Source organism: Nannocystis pusilla, from assembly GCF_020073745.1.
GTDB classification, from domain to species: domain Bacteria; phylum Myxococcota_A; class Polyangia; order Nannocystales; family Nannocystaceae; genus Nannocystis; species Nannocystis radixulma.
The window spans coordinates 147,768-164,669 of the sequence record NZ_JAIRAU010000001.1; the positions used below are offsets into that span (position 1 = coordinate 147,768).

Below are 16,902 nucleotides of genomic sequence, written 5' to 3' on the forward strand. Positions count from 1 at the left end.
GTGAGGGATTCGGATTAACATTTGATTAAATATTGAAGGGGTCATGTCTTGACCCCCCGGTTTCGGATAGCGACGAGCTACCTCCACGTCGGAGGCGACGCCAGTACGTATGTTGGCCTGCCAACATCGCCTTGCAATGCTCGAGCGCCGGGGAGCAGGAAGCTCCAACTCTGCCGCACCGGAGCACGTATGAGACGACCTGTCCTCCTCGTCCTCGTCGCAGTCCTCGCCGCAGCGAATGCCTGCGCGATTCCATTCGGACCTGGAATGCCTGCTCGCCCGCCGCGGCGGGCCGTCGTCGCCTCGGAGGCGCACTCGTCGCGTTGTAATCGGGCCTATCCGGGAGACGAGTTCCGCATGCCGCTCGCGCTCACCGAGGAAGATCCGTCGCTCGCCGCCGAGCTCGACGCGATCCCCCGCCAGGTGCGACGCACGGTGCTCGCGGCGGGGCTCGAGCCCGTGCTCGCGCGCATGCTCCGTGATCGAAGGACCGGAAGGGAGGGCGAACGCTCCTTCCTGGTTCGGAGGCAGGCGATCGCGATGCAGCTCGCGGCGCTCTCGTCCCAGCTCGACGCGTCGGTCTACGCCGCGGACTGTCTCGGCGACAGCGCCGAGTCGGTCCGCGTCAAGATCGACGCCGATTCGAACGCGCGGGAGATCCGTCGGACGATGATCTCGCTCATCATCGGTGCGGCGGTGGCGATCGGTGCCGGCGTGTGGGAGCTCGCCGACGAGGAGGCGAAGGGACGGGTGGCGCTTCAGATCGCGGGTGGCGCGGTGGCGGGGAGCGTCGGCGTCGCGGCGTTCGTCGACCAACCGACGCCGATCCTGCTCGACCACCGTCGCAACCTGCTCGAGCCCGTGTTCCGCGGCGAAGATCCGGAGCACATCCTGCCGACCTTCGTGATGCGCATGCTGATGCTCCCGACGAACGCGGGACCGACGCCGCGCGACACGTTGCTCGCGCGGTTCAAGACGATCCTGGACGAGGCCGCGCCGAAGGACGAACGCTCGCGGGCCGAGGCGCTGATCTTCGGCGCGGGCGGCGTCTATACCCCGAAGCTGCTCCACGCTCGTGAGCGCATGCTCGACGAGGTGGAGAGCGCGCTCTCTGCCTTCGCCCGCGATCTCGAGCTGCTGCAGCGCTGGCTCGGGCGCGCGTTCGACGACGGGCTGCTCCTCGAGGTGGAGTCGAGCGGTGAGCTCCCGGGGTCGCGAGATCGGGCGGTCGGGCCGTCCGAAGACGCGCCGTGAGCCACGACGTCCTTCAGGCCATGCCGAGGACGCGGGCCAGGTAGTGGCCGGTGGCGCTGTCCTTGACCTTCGCGACCTGCTGCGGCGGCCCTGCGGCCAGCAGCTTGCCGCCGCGCTCGCCGCCCTCGGGGCCGATGTCGACGATCCAGTCGGCGCACTTGATGACGTCGAGGTTGTGCTCGATGACGACGACGGTGTTGCCCTCGTCGACCAGGCGGTCGAGGACCTTGAGCAGCTGCTTGATGTCGCCGAAGTGGAGGCCGGTGGTCGGCTCGTCGAGGATGAAGAGGGTCTTGCCGGTGCTCTTGCGCGCCAGCTCCTTGGCCAGCTTGATGCGCTGGGCCTCGCCGCCGGACAGGGTGAGCGCGCTCTGGCCGAGGGTGACGTAGCCGAGGCCGACGTCGCGCAGCGTCTCGAGGCCGCGGCGCAGGTTGGGGTAGTTGGCGAAGAACTCGCAGGCGTCGGCGACCGACATCTCGAGCACGTCGGCGATGCTCTTGCCGCGGTAGGTGATCGCCAGCGTCTCGCGGTTGTAGCGGCGGCCGTCGCAGCTGCGGCAGGTGACGTACACGTCGGGCAGGAAGTGCATCTCGATGCGGCGCACGCCGTCGCCCTGGCACGACTCGCAGCGGCCGCCCTTGACGTTGAACGAGAAGCGCGACGGCGTGTAGCCGCGGATCTTCGACTCGCTCAGGTTGGAGAACAGCGTGCGCAGCTCGGCGAACAGGCCGGTGTAGGTCGCGGGGTTGGAGCGAGGCGAGCGGCCGATCGGCGACTGGTCGACGTGGATGACCTTGTCGAGCTGCTCGAGGCCGGTGATCCCGTGGTGGGCGAGGCCGAAGGTCGAGGCGCCGTTGAGCCGCCGCGCCGCCTCCGGCAGCAGGGTGTCGATCACCAGGCTCGACTTGCCGGAGCCGCTGACGCCGGTCACGCAGGTCAGCGCGCCGAGCGGGATCTTGACGGTGATGTCCTTGAGGTTGTGGCCGGTGGCCCGCGAGATGACGAGCGCCGGGCCGACGCCCCCGCGCCGCTTCTCCGGCACGGGGATCGTCATGCGCCCGGTGAGGAACGCGGCCGTCAGCGAGCGCTTGTTCTGCAGCACCTCCTGCAGCGGGCCGGCGGCGACGACCCGCCCGCCCTGGGTGCCGGCGCCGGGGCCCATGTCGACCAGGAAGTCGGCGGCGCGGATGGTGTCCTCGTCGTGCTCGACGACGATGACGCTGTTGCCGAGGTCGCGCAGGCGCACGAGCGAGGCGATCAGGCGGTCGTTGTCGCGCTGGTGGAGGCCGATGCTCGGCTCGTCGAGGATGTAGGTGACGCCGACCAGCGCGGCGCCGATCTGGGTGGCGAGGCGGATCCGCTGGGCCTCGCCGCCGGACAGCGTCATCGTCGTGCGGTCGAGCGTGAGGTAGCCGAGGCCGACCTCGAGCATGAACTTGAGCCGCTGCTTGGCCTGGGCCAGGATCGCCTCGGCGACCTCGCCGGTCTCGGGCCCGAGGTCGAGCGCGTCGAGGAACGGCACCAGCTGCTCGATCGGCACGGTCGCCAGCTCGGCGATGTTGCGCCCGCCGATCTTGACCATGCGCGCCTCCTGGCGCAGGCGCTGCCCCTGGCACATGGGACATGTCACTTCGGCCATCAGCTCGGCGATCTCGTCGAGCGTGCCGCCGCCGTCGTCGGGGTCGACCTCGTCGACGCGGTCCTCGGCCTCGCGGAGGCGCCGCTGCAGGCTCGGGATCACGCCCTCGAACGGGGCGGCCTTCTTGCCGGCGAGGCCGGGCACCGCCTCGGTGCCGGTGCCCTGGATGATGGCGATCTTGACGTCCTCGGGCAGGTCGACCCACGGGGCGAACAGGTCGAAGCCGTAGTGCTCGGCGAGCGCCTGCAGCTGGGCGCTGGCGGTCTTGCCGGCGCGGCGGGTCCAGGCCGTGAGCGCGCCCTCCTTGATGCTGAGGTGCTCGTTGGGGACGATCCGCCGCGGGTCGAAGATCCGCTTGCCGCCGAGGCCGTCGCACTCGGGGCAGGCGCCCTCGGGGCTGTTGAACGAGAACAGGCCGGGGGTGAGCTCGGGGTAGGCGAGGCCGTGGTCGAGGTCGGCGAAGCGCTCGCTGAACTGCAGCTCCTGGCCGTCGAGGGTGACGACCTTGAGCTGGCCGCCGGACAGGCGCAGGGCGGTCTCGACCGAGTCGGCGAGGCGGCCGCGGACGTTGTCCTTGAGGACGAGGCGGTCGACGTAGACCTCGATCGTGTGGCGCACCTTGGGGTCGAGCTTGACCTCCTCGCTGCTGAGGTCGCGCACCTCGTCGTCGACGGCCAGGCGCGCGAAGCCCTGGCGGCGCAGGTCCTCCAGCAGCTCGTGGTGGTCGCCGGGGCTGTCGCGCACGACCGGCGCGAGCACGCTGAAGCGGGTGCCGGGCGGCAGGGCGAGGATCGCGGCCAGCATGTCCTCGACGCTGTGGCGCTTCATCGGCTTGCCGGTGCGCCAGCTGAAGACCTCGCCGCAGCGGGCGAACAAAAGGCGCAGGAAGTCGTAGACCTCGGTCGAGGTGCCGACGGTCGAGCGCGGGTTCTTGCCCGGCGACGACTGCTCGATGGCGATCGACGGCGACAGGCCCTCGATCAGGTCGACGTCGGGCTTGGGCAGCTGCGCGAGGAACTGACGCGCGCTGGCCGACAGGCTCTCGACGTAGCGGCGCTGGCCCTCGGCGAAGATGGTGTGGAACGCGAGGCTCGACTTGCCGGAGCCCGAGGGGCCGGTGAGGACGACCAGCTTGCCGCGCGGCAGGTCGAGGTCGACGCCCTGGAGGTTGTGGGTGCGAGCGCCGCGGATCTTGATGCTGTTCGGAGGGACAGGTACGGGCGCGGTCGCGGGCGAGACGGCGGCCGCCGCCGGGACCACCGGTTCAGCGGCTTCGCGGATCGAAGGGGGCGCGGGAGCGACGGCCTGCGCCGCCGTCGAGGGCTTCGGAGGGGCGGCCGGCGCGGGCGCGGGGGCGACGGCCTGCGCGGCCTTCGAGGTCGCTGCGGCGGCCCTGGAGGCCTTCGGAGCCGGAGCGGCCGCAGGGGCGGCGGGCGCCGGCGAGGCCGCGGCGGACTTGCGGGTCTTGGATGCCTGGCTCATGGTACATGTCCCCGAGCGAGGGCGACGGCCGCCAGCATGCTGCTGGGGTCCGCGACCCCGCGGCCCGCGATGTCGCGCGCGGTGCCGTGGTCGGGTGAGGTGCGGGTGAACGGGAGCCCGAGGGTCATGTTGACGCCGTCGCGCATGTGCAGCAGCTTGAAGGGCCCGAGGCCCTGGTCGTGGTACATGGCGAGCAGGCCGTCGAGGCCGCCCTCGGAGTGGGTGACGAACGCGGAGTCGGCCGCGAGCGGGCCGACGAAGGTGCACGGCGACGCGGCCGCGGCGGCCCACGCCGCGAGCTCGGCGAGCGCCGGCTCGATGATGCGCTGCTCCTCGTCGCCGAGCATGCCGCGCTCGCCGGCGTGCGGGTTGAGGCCGAGCACGCCGATCCGCGGCGAGGGTAGGCCGAGGTGGTGATGCAGGGTGCGCGCGAGCAGCTTGCCGCAGCGGACGATCGCGGCCGGCGTGAGCAGCTCGGGCACGCGGCGCAGCGGCTCGTGGATGGTGACCGGCACGACGCGCAGGCGCGGGCCGATCATGAGCATGGCGAACTCGTCGACGCCGGCGCGGGAGGCCAGGTACTCGGTGTGGCCGGGGAACGCGAAGCCCTCGGCCTTGCACGCGGCCTTGTCGATCGGCGCGGTCACCAGCGCGGCGCCCGGGCGCTCGAGCACGAGGTCGACGCCGCGGACGAGCGCGGCGACCTGGCCGCCGCGCACGTCGTCGATCAGCGGCGCGAGCGCGTCGAGTCCGCGGGCCGCCCAGGGGGTGCCGAGAGCGCGGGCGAGCCCCGTGAGGCGCTCGCCGTCAGCGATGACGCGATCTCCTGTGCGGAGCGCGCCGGCGTCCCCCAGGCGGAGCAGGAGCTCGGGGCCGATCCCCTCGGGGTCGCCTTGCGTCACCACGAGGGGCGGCAGAGCTGGCAATGCGGTACTCAAGAGCTCCTTAGAGTTGGCGGAAAAGGGCCGGCACTCTACCATCTTTGCCTCGCGTCATGACGAAGCGCCCCAGTCCCTCGCGGCCTACACGCGCGACCTTGAGCGCGGCCCTCGCGGCCCTCGCTACATCGGCGCCGTGCATCGGCGCGGGCGTCGCGACCTGGAGCATGTCCGGCGAGGCGGTCGCACGAACGACGCAGCGCGACGAGACGCCGCCGACCACGACGACGTCGCCCGCGAACGCGACGCCGACGGGCACCGCTCCCGCCGCTCCCACCGCTCCCACCGCAACCAGGGACAAATCGGACAAGTCGGTCCGCATCACGCCGTCGAAGCAGCCGCGCGTCGAGCCGCCGCCGGAGCCGCCGGCGAAGCCCGAGGGTCGGCTGGCGGCGCCGGAGATCGACCTCGGATTTTTTGCGACAGACGGTTCACGCCTGCCGCGGGTCGAGCCGCCGAACGCGCTGGTGCAGGGTCGTGAGGAGCGGGGTCTGTCGCCGCTGGTCGGGCGCAGCGGCGAGCTGGCGCGGCCGCCACTCGTCGACCGTTCGCGGCGGCTGCAGGCGTCGCCGCGGCCGCCGAGCTTCGGCTTCACGCTGCTGCCGGGCGAGCGCTTCAAGTACGACATCATCTTTGGCGGCAACCCGACCGGCATCGCCGAGGCCGGCGTGGTGGCGCGGGAGCCGGGCCCGAACGGCTCGCCGGACCGCATCCGCCTTGAGGGCTCGGCGCGCACCAGCGGCGTCGTCGCGCTGCTGACGACGCTGGTCTACGACATGGCGGCCTACGTCGACGCGACCACCGGCGCGCCGATCGAGACCGGCTCGATCACCCGCCGCGAGGGCCTGCCCGGCGCGTACAAGCGGCGCGAGACGACGACCACGTACTTCGGCCGCGGCTTCGTCGAGATCGCCGACAAGCGCGACGAGCGGTCGTCGACGCTGCGCAAGCGCCTGCCGGTCGAAACCTTCGACCCGCTGTCGATCATGGCGTGGGTGCGCTCGCTCGACCTGAAGCCGGGCGAGAAGGTCAAGGCGTACGGCCTCGACGGCACGGTGCTGCTGCGGGTCGACATCACCGGCAAGGGGCCGGTCCGCTTCGAGGGCATGCCGCCGATCGGCACGTCGCTGGGGATCGCTCCCGACCAGGTGCAACAATTCGAGGGGGTGATCACCCGCGTCGACCGCTACGGCGCGGCAATTCCCGGCAAAAAAGCGTATAAAATGCGCGTCTGGGTGAGCACCGACGGCCGGCGGATCCCGCTGGCCGTGGAGAGCGACATATGGTTCGGTGTCGTCCGTCTGGTGCTGACGCAGTATGATCCGCCGCGTCCGCAGGCGAGCTCGGGGGCGCCCGCCGGGCCGCCTGCTCGCCCCCCGGCGGCGGTTCCGGCCGCCGGGCCCGTGCCCGGATGATGCGCGCCCTGGAGCCGAAACCTTTGTTACACTGCCTCGCGTTTTCGCGGTTTGCCACCGCGATTTGCACCCTCCGCGAGATTGAATAGTTTCCACGCCCACCTGGCCCGACCAGCAGCCTGAGCCCCGCGCAACCATGACCTCGCAACGCTACCGACCCCTCTACAAGCTCGACGCCGGCGGCATGGCCGAGGTGTACGTCGCCGAGGCCGAGTCGATGGCGGGCTTCAAGAAGAAGGTCGCGATCAAGCGCATCCTCCCCGGCCTCATCAAGGATCAGCGGTTCGTCCGCATGTTCCTCGACGAGGCGCGGCTGAGCCTGCGACTGGCCCACGCGAACATCGTCTCCGTCTTCGACATCGGCGAGAGCGACAGCACCTACTTCATCGTCATGGACTTCGTCCATGGCATCAACATGAAGACGCTGCTCGAGTACCAGGTGAAGCGCGGCGGTCCGATGCCGGTGGCGCTGACCGTCTTCATCCTCAACGAGATCTTGAAGGGCCTGTCGTACGCGCATCGCCTGACCGACAGCGAGACCGGCCGCCCGCTCGGCATCATCCACCGCGACATCTCGCCGCCGAACATCCTCATCTCGTGGAACGGCGAGATCAAGCTGACCGACTTCGGCCTGGCCAAGGCGACCACGCAGCTCGAGTCGACCGACCCGGGCGTGGTCAAGGGCAAGTACAGCTACCTGTCCCCGGAGGCAGCTCGCGCCGAGGACATCGACGCGCGCGCCGACCTCTACGCGGCCGGCATCCTCGGCTTCGAGATGCTGACCGGCCGGCGGCTGTTCCGCGGCAAGAACGACTACGAGACGATCGCCCTGGTCCGCTCCGGCGAGGTCCCGAGCATCCGCCAGTACAACCCGCAGGTGCCCGAGGACCTCGAGCAGGTGCTGTTCAAGGCCCTGCACAAGGACATCTCGCAGCGCTACCAGACGGCCGACGACTTCGCCGAGGCGCTGCTCGGGTTCTTGTTCACGCACCGGCTCAAGGTCTCGGCCCGCGACCTGATCGACTTCTGTCGCCCGGTCCGCGAGGAGCAGGAGGCCGAGCGCCGCCAGGCCGAGAACAAGGCCCAGCAGGAGCGCTCGCCCGGCGGCAACAACCTCATCATCAACCTCATCAACGAGGAGATGCTGCACTTCCGCTCGCTCGGCCAGGAGGACAAGAAAGAGGCCTCCGCGGGGGCGCAGCCGGTGGTGGCGATCGCCGAGCCGAAGGCGCTCGACCCGAGCCAGCCGCTCGACGTCGACGTGTTCACCCCGGCGCCCGGCGGCGTGACGCCGAACCGCCTCGCGCTGTCGCCGACCCCGACCGAGCCGCTGCCCGACAAGAACGAGCCGTCGCTGGTCGACCAACTCGGCCTCGGCAAGGACAAGGTCCCGCCGCCCCCGCCCGGCGGCGACAGCAAGGCCGGCAAGCGCCCGCCCCCCGGCAACCGCACCATCCCGCCCGACCCACGCACCGCGCGGCCCCCCGAGCCCACCAACAAGGGCGAGGGCGGCTCCGCCTGGATCATCGTGCTGCTGCTGCTGCTGGTCGGCGGCGGCGTGGTCGCCTTCCTGGTGCTGACCTGACCTTTCAGTCAGCTCGATAGGCGAGAGGACAGGGCAGTCCGGCATGTTGGAGAAGCTGCGAGGCATCCGCCCCCAGGTCGCGCCGACCGCGTTCGTGCACCACGCCGCCACGCTGATCGGCGACGTCGTCGTCGGCCCGCGCGCCTCGGTGTGGCCCGCCGCGGTCCTGCGCGGCGACGACGGCGCCATCGTGATCGGCGCCGAGACGTCGATCCAGGACGGCACCGTGATCCACGCGACCGAGGGCATCTCCCACACCACCGTCGGCGCGCGCGTCACCGTCGGCCACAAGGTGATCCTCCACGGCTGCACGATCGGCGACAACAGCCTGATCGGCATGGGCTCGATCGTGCTCGACAACGCGGTCGTCGAGCCGTGGTCGTTCGTCGCCGCCGGCACCGTCATCCCGCCCGGCAAGGTGGTGCGCTCGGGCGAGATGGTGATGGGCAACCCGTTCCGGGTGGTCCGCCAGCTGACGGCCAAGGACCGCGAGTGGATCGAGCACGCTTGGACGGTCTACGTCAAGCGCGCCGCCGAGTACCTGGCCGAACAGTCCGATTGATCGGGGCACCGCGTCAGGCGAACAGCGCACAGTCGATGACGAGCGCCAGCGGCGAGCCCTCGCCGTCGAGCGCCCACCACATCGAATAAAAGGTGTCGCCGTCGAGCGCGGGCCGGAACACGAGGACGTTCCACGCGCGGCTCAGACCGGGGATGGCGATCAGCGCCCCCGGGTGCTCGTCGCCCAGCACCAGCAGCGCCGAGATCCGCTCGCGCTCGGGTTCATGCAGGTTGCGGACGGTGCGGTAGTCGAAGACGGCGCAGAGCGTGCCCTTGAGGCGGAGCCGGTCGTCCTCGTCGTAGGGGAACGTGTTGATCGCTCGCTCCACGGTCGCGACCTCGCCCTCGCCGAAGCGAATGACGACCGCGCCCACCTCGGTCGGGTCGTCGCCGCACAGCAGCGTCACCGGGTGCTGGCGGCGAGGCACACTGCGAACGAGCGGCTGCTTGTGCAAGTGATGCGTGTCGGCGATCGACACTTCTCCCCCCGGCAGCCGCAGCTTGCCCAGCTCGTGCACGCTTCGCACCTGCGGGTGACCCTGCAGCAGCGCACGGATCGTCCGCGGCAGCTCGCGGGGGTCGGTGAGCTCGCCCGTCTCCGGGTTCTCGGCCAGGATCGTCATCGACGACAAGCTATCCTGCTCGACGCGCAAGGCCAACGGTCGCCGCTCCTGATGCACGAGACCGGTCGGCCCGAGCCCGATGCCACCTCGGGCGCTGCCCGCTCGTCGCGACGCTCGCGGAGTGCAGGTATCATGACCCGCCGTGATCGACGTCCAAGAGGTCGCAAGGTACATCGTGGCGCTGGCGGCCGGACACAAGCTGCGGGCACAGTGGTCGCTCGCGACGTGGTCGCCGACCCACGACGCCCACCGATTCGTCCACTTCAGGTTGAAGTACGCCGGCGACGAGACGCTGCCCGGGCGCCGCGTCGAGGCGACCCGGGCCGCGCTCGCCGCCATCGAGTCGACGCTCGCGCCGCTCAAGGACTGCCTCGAGTTCCAGCCCGCCGCGAACCCCACGCACCACGAGGCGGGCGAGCCGCGGCCCGACATCCGCTCGTGGTTCGTCGTCGTCGTGTGCTTCCGCGGCTCGCTTCTCCCCTACGCCCAGGCCGCGTGGGACAAGCGCTCGCCGCTGCCCGCCGCATAGGCTCGGCTAACCCGGGACACGCGAAGCTTTGACCTTGCGACACACTGAGTCCTGCCCGCGGCGACAAGCGGGGCCACGACGATTCCCACAGGGCGGACGAGGGGCGGCGTGGTGGGACGCAGCGAGGGGCCCCATGCCTGGCGCGCAGACGCGGGATGACTCTTCGGACATGCTCGAGCAAAGCACTCCGCGTCGAGCACCTGGCATGGCAGGTCTCGCGTCGCGAGGGACCCGCCACGCCGCCCCTCGTCCGCCCTCTCGACGATCTTCAGGCCCCGCGTCTTCGGACTCGCGGTGACCTCTGCGCAATTCACCCCGGGATCACGAAGCACTGAATGCTGGTATCGATGCGGAAGTTCGACTCGGTCGTGTGGCGCTCGGCGTGGAAGATATCCATTGCGTAGTTTTGGCCGATCGTGATCCCGAGGTACCCCGCGTTCTGGTCGAGATCGATGGTGTCGCTGAGCGAAGGGTGCAGTCCGCCGAGGTCGATCGCCAGCTTGCCATTGATGAACAGCCACAGGTCGTCGTCGCCGGTGAACGTGAACACCTCGCCGCCCTGGTACGTGAACTCGGTGTGGATCTCCGTCGTGAAGTGGAAGTTGTGCGGGTTGCCCTCGTTGCCCCAGCCCTGGTCGTCGATGGGGAAGAACGCGTTGTTCTCGTACGTGAACTGGCCGGGTTGGACCTCGGTCAGCGGGATGTCGATCTCGAACGCCATGTTGACGTCCGGCGTGTCGTTGTACCACTGGGCGAACTCCGCCGGCCCCGTGGTCTGGTCGGTCGCGCCGGGGTGGGCGTACACCGGCTTCTGGTCGGGGCCGAGGTCCTCCTGGACGATGCCTTCGTAGGCTGCGTCGCCGCCGAACGTCTCGAAGTCGGGGTGGCTCGTGCGGAAGTCGCGGATCGTCGCCTTCATCACGGGGTCGCAGGTCGGCGGTTCGAAGCCGGTGGAGTCCGGCAGCGACGTGTTGGTCTGCGGGAAGCCGGTGGTCGTGGTCGTCGTCGTGCTGTCGACCGGGTCGGTGGTGGGCGTCGTCGTCGTCGGCGTCGTCGTCGTCGTCGTGCCCTGGCTGTCGCTCTCGCTGCCGCCCTGCGTCTCGGTGCCGGTCGTCGAGTCGGTGGTCGTGCTCGCGCCGGTGAAGCTGCCGACCCCCGTCAGCGTGGCGGACGACGCGTCGCTGTCGGTCGGGTCCTTGCCCTGGGTCGGCTCGCCGCAGGCGGGCAGGAGCGGGGCGATGATGAAGATGGCTTTAAGGACATGTCGCATGGTCAACTCGCTTCCACGGGGTGATGCGGGCGCCGGGCGCGGCGTCGGCGGACATTCGAGCGCGGGCGAGCGCCGCCGGTATCATCGGACATGACCGAAAGGTCATCCTGAAAGAAAGCATGACGCATGCGCGCGCGGGGCACCGGCACGTCAGCGAGGATAGCCGGCGAAGCGGCCGGGAGCGCGGGGGGAAGCCCCTCGGGCGTTCGCAGCGGTGACTGCGCACTTGACCTCGCGAGCTCTGGGCGGTAGCCCCGCGGCTGGGCCTGAGCCGCCTGGTGCGGTCCATCGGCCCCGTCGGAGCTGCTCATGTCGTTCGAGCTCATCGAAGTCCCTCTCAGCGACCGCAAGCTGGTCGAGCGGTTCATCCGGGTGCCCTGGTACATCAACCGCGAGCACCACCCGAGCCCGCGCTGGGTGCCGCCGCTGTTGATGGACCGGCGGGACTACCTCGACCCGGCCAAGAACCCGTTCTTCAAGCACGTGCAGGCGGCGTTCTGGATCGCGCGCCGGGACGGGCGCGACGTCGCGCGGGTCGCCGCCGTGCGCGACGAGGACTTCGTGAAATACCACGGCCAGGAGACTGGCTATTTGGGCATGTTCGAATGTCCAGACGACCCCGCGCTCGCGCAGGCGCTGGTCGAAACCGCCAGGGCGTGGCTCAAGGCGCGCGGCTGCACGGCGATGATCGGGCCGTTCGAGCTGTCGATGAACTACATCTCGGGCGTGCTGGTCGACGGCTTCGAGCGCGACCCCGGCATCAACATGCCGTACAACCCCCCGTACTACGACCGCCTGCTCCAAGGGACAGGTCTGCAAAAGGCCAAGGACCTGCTGCACTGGGGCATCGACCCCCGGCGCCCGATCCCCGAGCGCGTCGCCAAGCTCGCGGCCAGGGTCGCCGAGCGGCGCGGGATCACCGTCCGCGACATGCGCTTCGACGACTGGGACGCCGAGGTCCTGCGCTCGCTCGAGATCATGAACGAGGCGTGGGAGAAGAACTGGGGCTTCGTCCCGGTCGGGCGCGAGGAGTACCTGCACATCGCCAAGGACCTCAAGATGGTGCTCGAGCCCGGATTGCCGATCATCGCCGAGGTGAAGGGCGAGCCGGTCGCGTTCGTGATCACGATGCTCGACGTCAACCCGGTGCTGAAGAAGCTCGACGGCCGGCTGTTCCCGTTCGGGATCGTGCGTCTCCTGTGGGACCTGAAGGTCCGCAAGGTCGTCAAGGGGGGGCGGCTGATCCTGCTCGGGATCAAGAACAAGTACCGCGGCCAGGGCATCGACACGCTGCTGTTCCTCGCCACGCACAGGGCCGCGCAGCGGCTCGGCTGGACCGAGGGCCAGATCGGCTGGACGCTCGAGGACAACGATCGGGTCAACGCCGCGGTGAAGAGCATGGGCGGCTACCAGGTCGCCACCTATCGCGTGTACGAGACGGCGCTGTGACCCCGCTAACGGAGGCCGCCGCGCGCGCGGCTTCCGGTCGCGGCCCAGTTGCGATATAGCCGCCGTCACCCTGGGAGCGCCGTGACCGAAGCCGCAAGCCCCACCTACGAAGCCGTGCTGGCCAAGATGTTCGCCTACTTCGACGAGAACCTGGCCGAAAAGCCAGCCTCGCCGGTGACCGAGCAGTCGCACCTGATCCAGGACCTGCGGCTCGACTCGATGCAGAGCTTCGAGATGGTGTCCGACCTCGAGGACCAGTTCGGCATCACCATGCCGATGGAGCTGTTCCAGCACGTGGTCACCGTCGGCGACGTCGCGCGCGAGGTCGTCAAGGTGATCGCGCAGGAGCGCGGCGAGGCCTGAGCGCGATGCAGCGGCCCGAGACGCTCACGCAGGCGCTCGACGGCGCGGCCGACGGCCGGCCCGAGGGTGGTTACTCGCACCTCGTCCAGGAGAAGGACCCGGTCAAGTTCTTCTCGTACGCCGAGACCGCGCGCCGAGCCCGGCGCTTCGGCGCCGCGTTGCAGGCCGCGGGCGTCCGCGCCGGCGAGCGGGTCGGTCTCATCCTCCCCGACTCGTCGGAGTTCGTCGAGGCGATCTTCGGGGCGATGTACGCCGGCGCGATCCCGGTGCCGGTGTACCCGCCGATGAACCTCGGGCAGTTCGAGGGCTACCTCGCCAACACCACCCACATCCTGCGTCAGGCCGGGTGCGCGCTGGTGGTCACCGACGGCAAGGTGCGGCCGATCCTCGGCAAGCTGATGAGCAACGTGCCGAGCGTGCGCGCGGTCGAGGTCTACCAGTCGTTCGTCAAGCAAGTCGACGAGCGCGCCGCCCCGATCGGCGTCGACGTGCGCCCCGACGACGTCGCGTTCCTGCAGTTCACCTCGGGCAGCACCTCGCGGCCGAAGGGCGTCACGCTCACCCACGCCAACCTGATCGCCAACATCCGGGCGCTCGGCGCCGGCCTCCACGCCGACCACGAGACCATCGGCCTCAGCTGGCTGCCGCTCTACCACGACATGGGCCTCATCGGCTTCGTGTTCGCGCCGGCGGTCCTGCAGGTGCGCGGGGTCCAGTTCATGTCGCCGCTGCTGTTCCTCAAGCGGCCGGCGCTGTGGCTGCGCCAGCTGTCGGAGCGCAAGGCCCACGTCTCCTTCGCGCCGAACTTCGCCTACGGCCTGTGCACCACGCGGATCAAGGACCACGAGCTGCAGGGCGTCGACCTCTCGCACCTGCGCGTGGCCGGCTGCGGAGCCGAGCCGATCCAGTACGACACGCTCAGGGCGTTCGCCGACCGCTTCGCCGCCTGGGGCTTCAAGCGCACCGCGTTCCTGGCGTGCTACGGCATGGCCGAGCACAGCCTCGCGGTCACCTTCGTCGGCCTCGAGGAGGACCTGCGCGCCGAGGCCGTCGACCCCGAGAAGTTGGTCCGCGGCGAGGCGGCCCCGAGCGCGGCCGACGACGCGCTGAAGGTCGTGTGCTGCGGCCGCGCCTTCCCCGAGCACGGGCTGCGGATCGTCGACGCCGAGGGCCAGCCGGTGCCGGACCGCCGCGTCGGCCAGATCGAGCTGCGCGGTCCGAGCGTGATGCGCGGCTACTGGGGCGACGCCGAGCGCACGATGCAGGCGCTCAAGGACGGCTGGCTGGCCACCGGTGACCTCGGTTACCTGGTCGACGGCGAGCTCTACGTATGCGGCCGGATCAAGGACCTCATCATCATCCACGGCCGCAACTACTACCCGCAGGACCTCGAGTGGCAGGCCTCGCAGGTCGAGGGCGTGCGCCGCGGCAACGTGGTCGCCTTCGGCGTCGAGGACGCGTCGCTCGGGCGCGAGCGGGTGATCGTCGCCGCCGAGGTCCGTACGCCCCACGCCGACGACCTGCGCGACAAGATCGCCGCCAAGATCCTCGAGACCCTCGCGCTCAAGCCCGACGAGGTCGTGCTGCTCGCCCCGGGCAGCCTGCCGAAGACGTCGAGCGGCAAGCTCCAGCGCCACAAGACCTCCGAGCTGTACCGCGACGGTCAGCTCGGCAAGGGCGCGGTCAAGGCGGGCACGCTCGACGTCATCAAGCACCTCGCGACCTCGCGCTGGGGCTACATCCGCGCCGCCTTCGGCAGCCGCGACGCCGAGGACTGAGCGCCGTCGCCCGGCGCGTCGACGCGCGGCCCGGGCCCCGGCCTGGGCCGACGTGTTTTGGCGTATCGTCGCCGCGGAGGTGCGCGATGCGGGCAGGGGTGACGTGGAAGATCTTCGGCGCGGCCGTGCCGGTCGCGGCGCTGGCGTGCAGCACCGCCGCCGGGCAAGGTGAGACCGAGGCGTCGGCGACGCTCACGAATCCGGCGGGCAGTGACACCGAGATCACCGGCGGGCCCGGCAGCCTCAGCGGGCCGACCGGGGGCACCACCGAGGAGCAGGCGCCGACCACCGGCGTCGACCCGGGCGTCGACACCGAGGAGGGCACCACCGCCACCTCGACCACCGGCAACCCGACCGGTGAGCCGACGCCGCCGAGCTGCGACGGGGGCGTCGGTTCGCCGATCGCGGCCGAACCTGTCCTTTCGATCACCCTCAAGGATCGCTGGGAGGAGGCCTGGCTCGGCTCGCCCGCGGTCGCCGACCTCGACGGTGACGGCGACAACGAGGTCGTCGCCCCGCGCGGCCGGGCCCTGCTCGCGTGGGCCAGCGACGGCGAGGTCCTGTTCAAGGTCGAGGCCGAGGGCGGGCGGATCTGGTCGAGCCCCGTGGTCGCCGACTTCATCGGCGGGCCCGAGCTCGAGGTCGCGTTCGCGGCCCGCGACCAGGTCTATCTGGTCGACAGCACCGGCACGATGGCACCTGGCTTTCCGGTCACCTGGGAGGACGAGCTGCGCAGCATCGGCGCCGGCGACCTCGACGGCGACGGGGAGCTCGACATCGCCGTCAGCGTCGGCCACGGCGGCCCGACCGACGTCGTCCACGCCTGGCGCGGCGACGGCAGCCCGGTGCCCGGCTTCCCGCCCAACCAGAGCGGCAGCTCCGGCTGCGACGACAAGTGCTACCTCGCCGGCTGCTACGACCAGAACCTGGCCGTCGGCGACCTCGACGGCGACGGCAAGGCCGACCTGATCGCGCCGCACGACAACGCCTACGCCAGTTTTCATAAGGGCAGCGGCGAGGCGTTCGACGCGGCCGACATCTTCCCCGTGACGAAGACACCCGGCGTCCGCTACCTGCACGTCCTCGCCGAGGCGATGCAGGGCTACGCCGACGACGAGGAGACCGCGCTGCAGGCCCACTTCACCAACACCGCCCCGGCGATCGCCGACATCGACGGCGACGGCCAGCGCGAGGTCATCATGCTCGCCAGCGTGCAGAACGCGGCCCAGACCGACCGCGAGAGGGGCGTCGCCGTGTGGGTCGTCGGCCACGACGGCAGCCGCCGCGCCGGCTTCGACCCGCCCGTGCACCTGCCCGGCTACCTCTCGGGCCTGTGGGACTACGGCGACACCAACATCGTCGGCATCACCAACCAGGTCGCGGTCGCCGACCTGCGCGGCGACCAGCCCGGCCTCGAGATCGTGTTCGTCGGCTTCGACGGGCGCGTGCACGCCGTGAGCGCCGCGGGCGAGGTGCTGTGGAGCACCGAGTACACCACCGACCCCGAGGTCGCCGCCGGCGGCGTGGCGATCGGCGACCTCTCGGGCGACGGCGTGCCCGAGGTCGTGTTCAACAGTTACAGCACCGGCGACGACAAGGGCGCGCTGTTCGTGCTCGGCAGCGACGGGGCGATCCAGCACCAGCTGGCGCTGCCGCGCCGCGGCGCCATGCCCGTGCCGACGCTCGCCGACGTCGACGGCGACGGCCAGGTCGACATCGTCGTCTCGCTCAAGGACGCCGAGGACATGGTCGAGAGCGTGCGCGTCTACACCGTGCCCGGCTCGAGCGCCTCGTGCCTGCTGTGGCCGACCGGGCGCGGCAACAATTTGAGGAATGGGCTCGTGCCGTAGCGGCGTCGTATGTCCTTTGGAACATGTCCTGAGAGCCGTTGCATTCCCTCGCCCGCGGCCTCGGCGCCGCGCGTGCGCAGCCCGGTTCGCGCACCTCCGGTCGCGTGTGCCAGCGCCTCGCGGCCGCGGCGGGCGCACGCTCCCGAGGTTTGCTAGCGTCAGCACC

Annotated in this window: 13 protein-coding genes; 9 read left to right on the plus strand and 4 right to left on the minus strand. The window is 70.6% G+C overall.

Annotated elements, in window-relative coordinates; genetic code table 11:
- The first annotated feature begins 357 nt into the window (after positions 1-357).
- Positions 358-1,254 carry a hypothetical protein gene (locus tag K7C98_RS00625; RefSeq protein ID WP_224189505.1) on the plus strand — a complete coding sequence of 299 codons (897 nt, stop codon included), beginning with the start codon at positions 358-360 and terminating at the stop codon, positions 1,252-1,254.
- 13 nt (positions 1,255-1,267) lie between these two features.
- Here K7C98_RS00625 and uvrA read toward each other — a convergent pair whose 3' ends face one another.
- Positions 1,268-4,375 carry an excinuclease ABC subunit UvrA gene (gene uvrA, locus K7C98_RS00630; protein ID WP_224189506.1) on the minus strand — a complete coding sequence of 1,036 codons (3,108 nt, stop codon included), beginning with the start codon at positions 4,373-4,375 and terminating at the stop codon, positions 1,268-1,270.
- Complete coding sequence (pdxA, locus tag K7C98_RS00635) at positions 4,372-5,280, minus strand: 4-hydroxythreonine-4-phosphate dehydrogenase PdxA (RefSeq protein WP_224189507.1); 909 nt, start codon at positions 5,278-5,280, stop codon at positions 4,372-4,374. Before pdxA ends, uvrA begins: the two co-directional genes overlap by 4 nt.
- Positions 5,281-5,411: 131 nt before the next feature.
- On the opposite strand from pdxA, the gene K7C98_RS00640 reads away from it, so the two are divergent.
- From K7C98_RS00640 to K7C98_RS00650, 3 genes are all read left to right on the plus strand, one after another.
- Entirely contained in the window at positions 5,412-6,728 is a 1,317-nt protein-coding gene (locus K7C98_RS00640) for a DUF3108 domain-containing protein (protein ID WP_224189508.1), read from the plus strand.
- A 136-nt stretch (positions 6,729-6,864) separates the two neighbouring features.
- Positions 6,865-8,313: a serine/threonine protein kinase gene (locus K7C98_RS00645; protein ID WP_224189509.1), complete on the plus strand. Its 1,449-nt coding sequence runs from the start codon at positions 6,865-6,867 to the stop codon at positions 8,311-8,313.
- A gap of 43 nt (positions 8,314-8,356) precedes the next feature.
- Positions 8,357-8,875, plus strand: coding sequence for a gamma carbonic anhydrase family protein (locus K7C98_RS00650; RefSeq protein WP_224189510.1), 519 nt, complete (start codon positions 8,357-8,359; stop codon positions 8,873-8,875).
- Positions 8,876-8,888: 13 nt separating this feature from the next.
- Here K7C98_RS00650 and K7C98_RS00655 read toward each other — a convergent pair whose 3' ends face one another.
- A complete protein-coding gene (locus K7C98_RS00655) occupies positions 8,889-9,497 on the minus strand; it encodes a hypothetical protein (RefSeq protein ID WP_224189511.1) in 609 nt (202 codons plus the stop codon).
- A gap of 142 nt (positions 9,498-9,639) precedes the next feature.
- On the opposite strand from K7C98_RS00655, the gene K7C98_RS00660 reads away from it, so the two are divergent.
- Entirely contained in the window at positions 9,640-10,026 is a 387-nt protein-coding gene (locus tag K7C98_RS00660; RefSeq protein WP_224189512.1) for a hypothetical protein, read from the plus strand.
- Positions 10,027-10,336: 310 nt separating this feature from the next.
- On the opposite strand, the gene K7C98_RS00665 is transcribed toward K7C98_RS00660, so the two are convergent.
- A complete protein-coding gene (locus K7C98_RS00665) occupies positions 10,337-11,296 on the minus strand; it encodes a fibro-slime domain-containing protein (protein WP_224189513.1) in 960 nt (319 codons plus the stop codon).
- A gap of 309 nt (positions 11,297-11,605) precedes the next feature.
- On the opposite strand from K7C98_RS00665, the gene K7C98_RS00670 reads away from it, so the two are divergent.
- From K7C98_RS00670 to K7C98_RS00685, 4 genes are all read left to right on the plus strand, one after another.
- Positions 11,606-12,745, plus strand: coding sequence for an N-acetyltransferase (locus K7C98_RS00670; RefSeq protein ID WP_224189514.1), 1,140 nt, complete (start codon positions 11,606-11,608; stop codon positions 12,743-12,745).
- Positions 12,746-12,826: 81 nt separating this feature from the next.
- Complete coding sequence (locus K7C98_RS00675; protein WP_224189515.1) at positions 12,827-13,108, plus strand: acyl carrier protein; 282 nt, start codon at positions 12,827-12,829, stop codon at positions 13,106-13,108.
- 5 nt (positions 13,109-13,113) lie between these two features.
- Entirely contained in the window at positions 13,114-14,886 is a 1,773-nt protein-coding gene (locus tag K7C98_RS00680) for a fatty acyl-AMP ligase (RefSeq protein WP_224189516.1), read from the plus strand.
- An 86-nt stretch (positions 14,887-14,972) separates the two neighbouring features.
- Positions 14,973-16,736 (plus strand): FG-GAP repeat domain-containing protein, encoded by a 1,764-nt coding sequence (locus K7C98_RS00685; protein WP_224189517.1) that lies wholly within the window; start codon positions 14,973-14,975, stop codon positions 16,734-16,736.
- Positions 16,737-16,902: the final 166 nt, after the last annotated feature.

Bases quoted from the DNA above. Each gene is read 5' to 3' on its own strand.
- K7C98_RS00685 (WP_224189517.1), top strand. From the start codon at position 14,973: ATGCGGGCAGGGGTGACGTGGAAGATCTTCGGCGCGGCCGTGCCGGTC.
- K7C98_RS00655 (WP_224189511.1), bottom strand. From the start codon at position 9,497: ATGACGATCCTGGCCGAGAACCCGGAGACGGGCGAGCTCACCGACCCC.
- K7C98_RS00680 (WP_224189516.1), top strand. From the start codon at position 13,114: ATGCAGCGGCCCGAGACGCTCACGCAGGCGCTCGACGGCGCGGCCGAC.
- K7C98_RS00650 (WP_224189510.1), top strand. From the start codon at position 8,357: ATGTTGGAGAAGCTGCGAGGCATCCGCCCCCAGGTCGCGCCGACCGCG.
- K7C98_RS00625 (WP_224189505.1), top strand. From the start codon at position 358: ATGCCGCTCGCGCTCACCGAGGAAGATCCGTCGCTCGCCGCCGAGCTC.
- K7C98_RS00670 (WP_224189514.1), top strand. From the start codon at position 11,606: ATGTCGTTCGAGCTCATCGAAGTCCCTCTCAGCGACCGCAAGCTGGTC.
- K7C98_RS00645 (WP_224189509.1), top strand. From the start codon at position 6,865: ATGACCTCGCAACGCTACCGACCCCTCTACAAGCTCGACGCCGGCGGC.
- uvrA (WP_224189506.1), bottom strand. From the start codon at position 4,375: ATGAGCCAGGCATCCAAGACCCGCAAGTCCGCCGCGGCCTCGCCGGCG.
- K7C98_RS00665 (WP_224189513.1), bottom strand. From the start codon at position 11,296: ATGCGACATGTCCTTAAAGCCATCTTCATCATCGCCCCGCTCCTGCCC.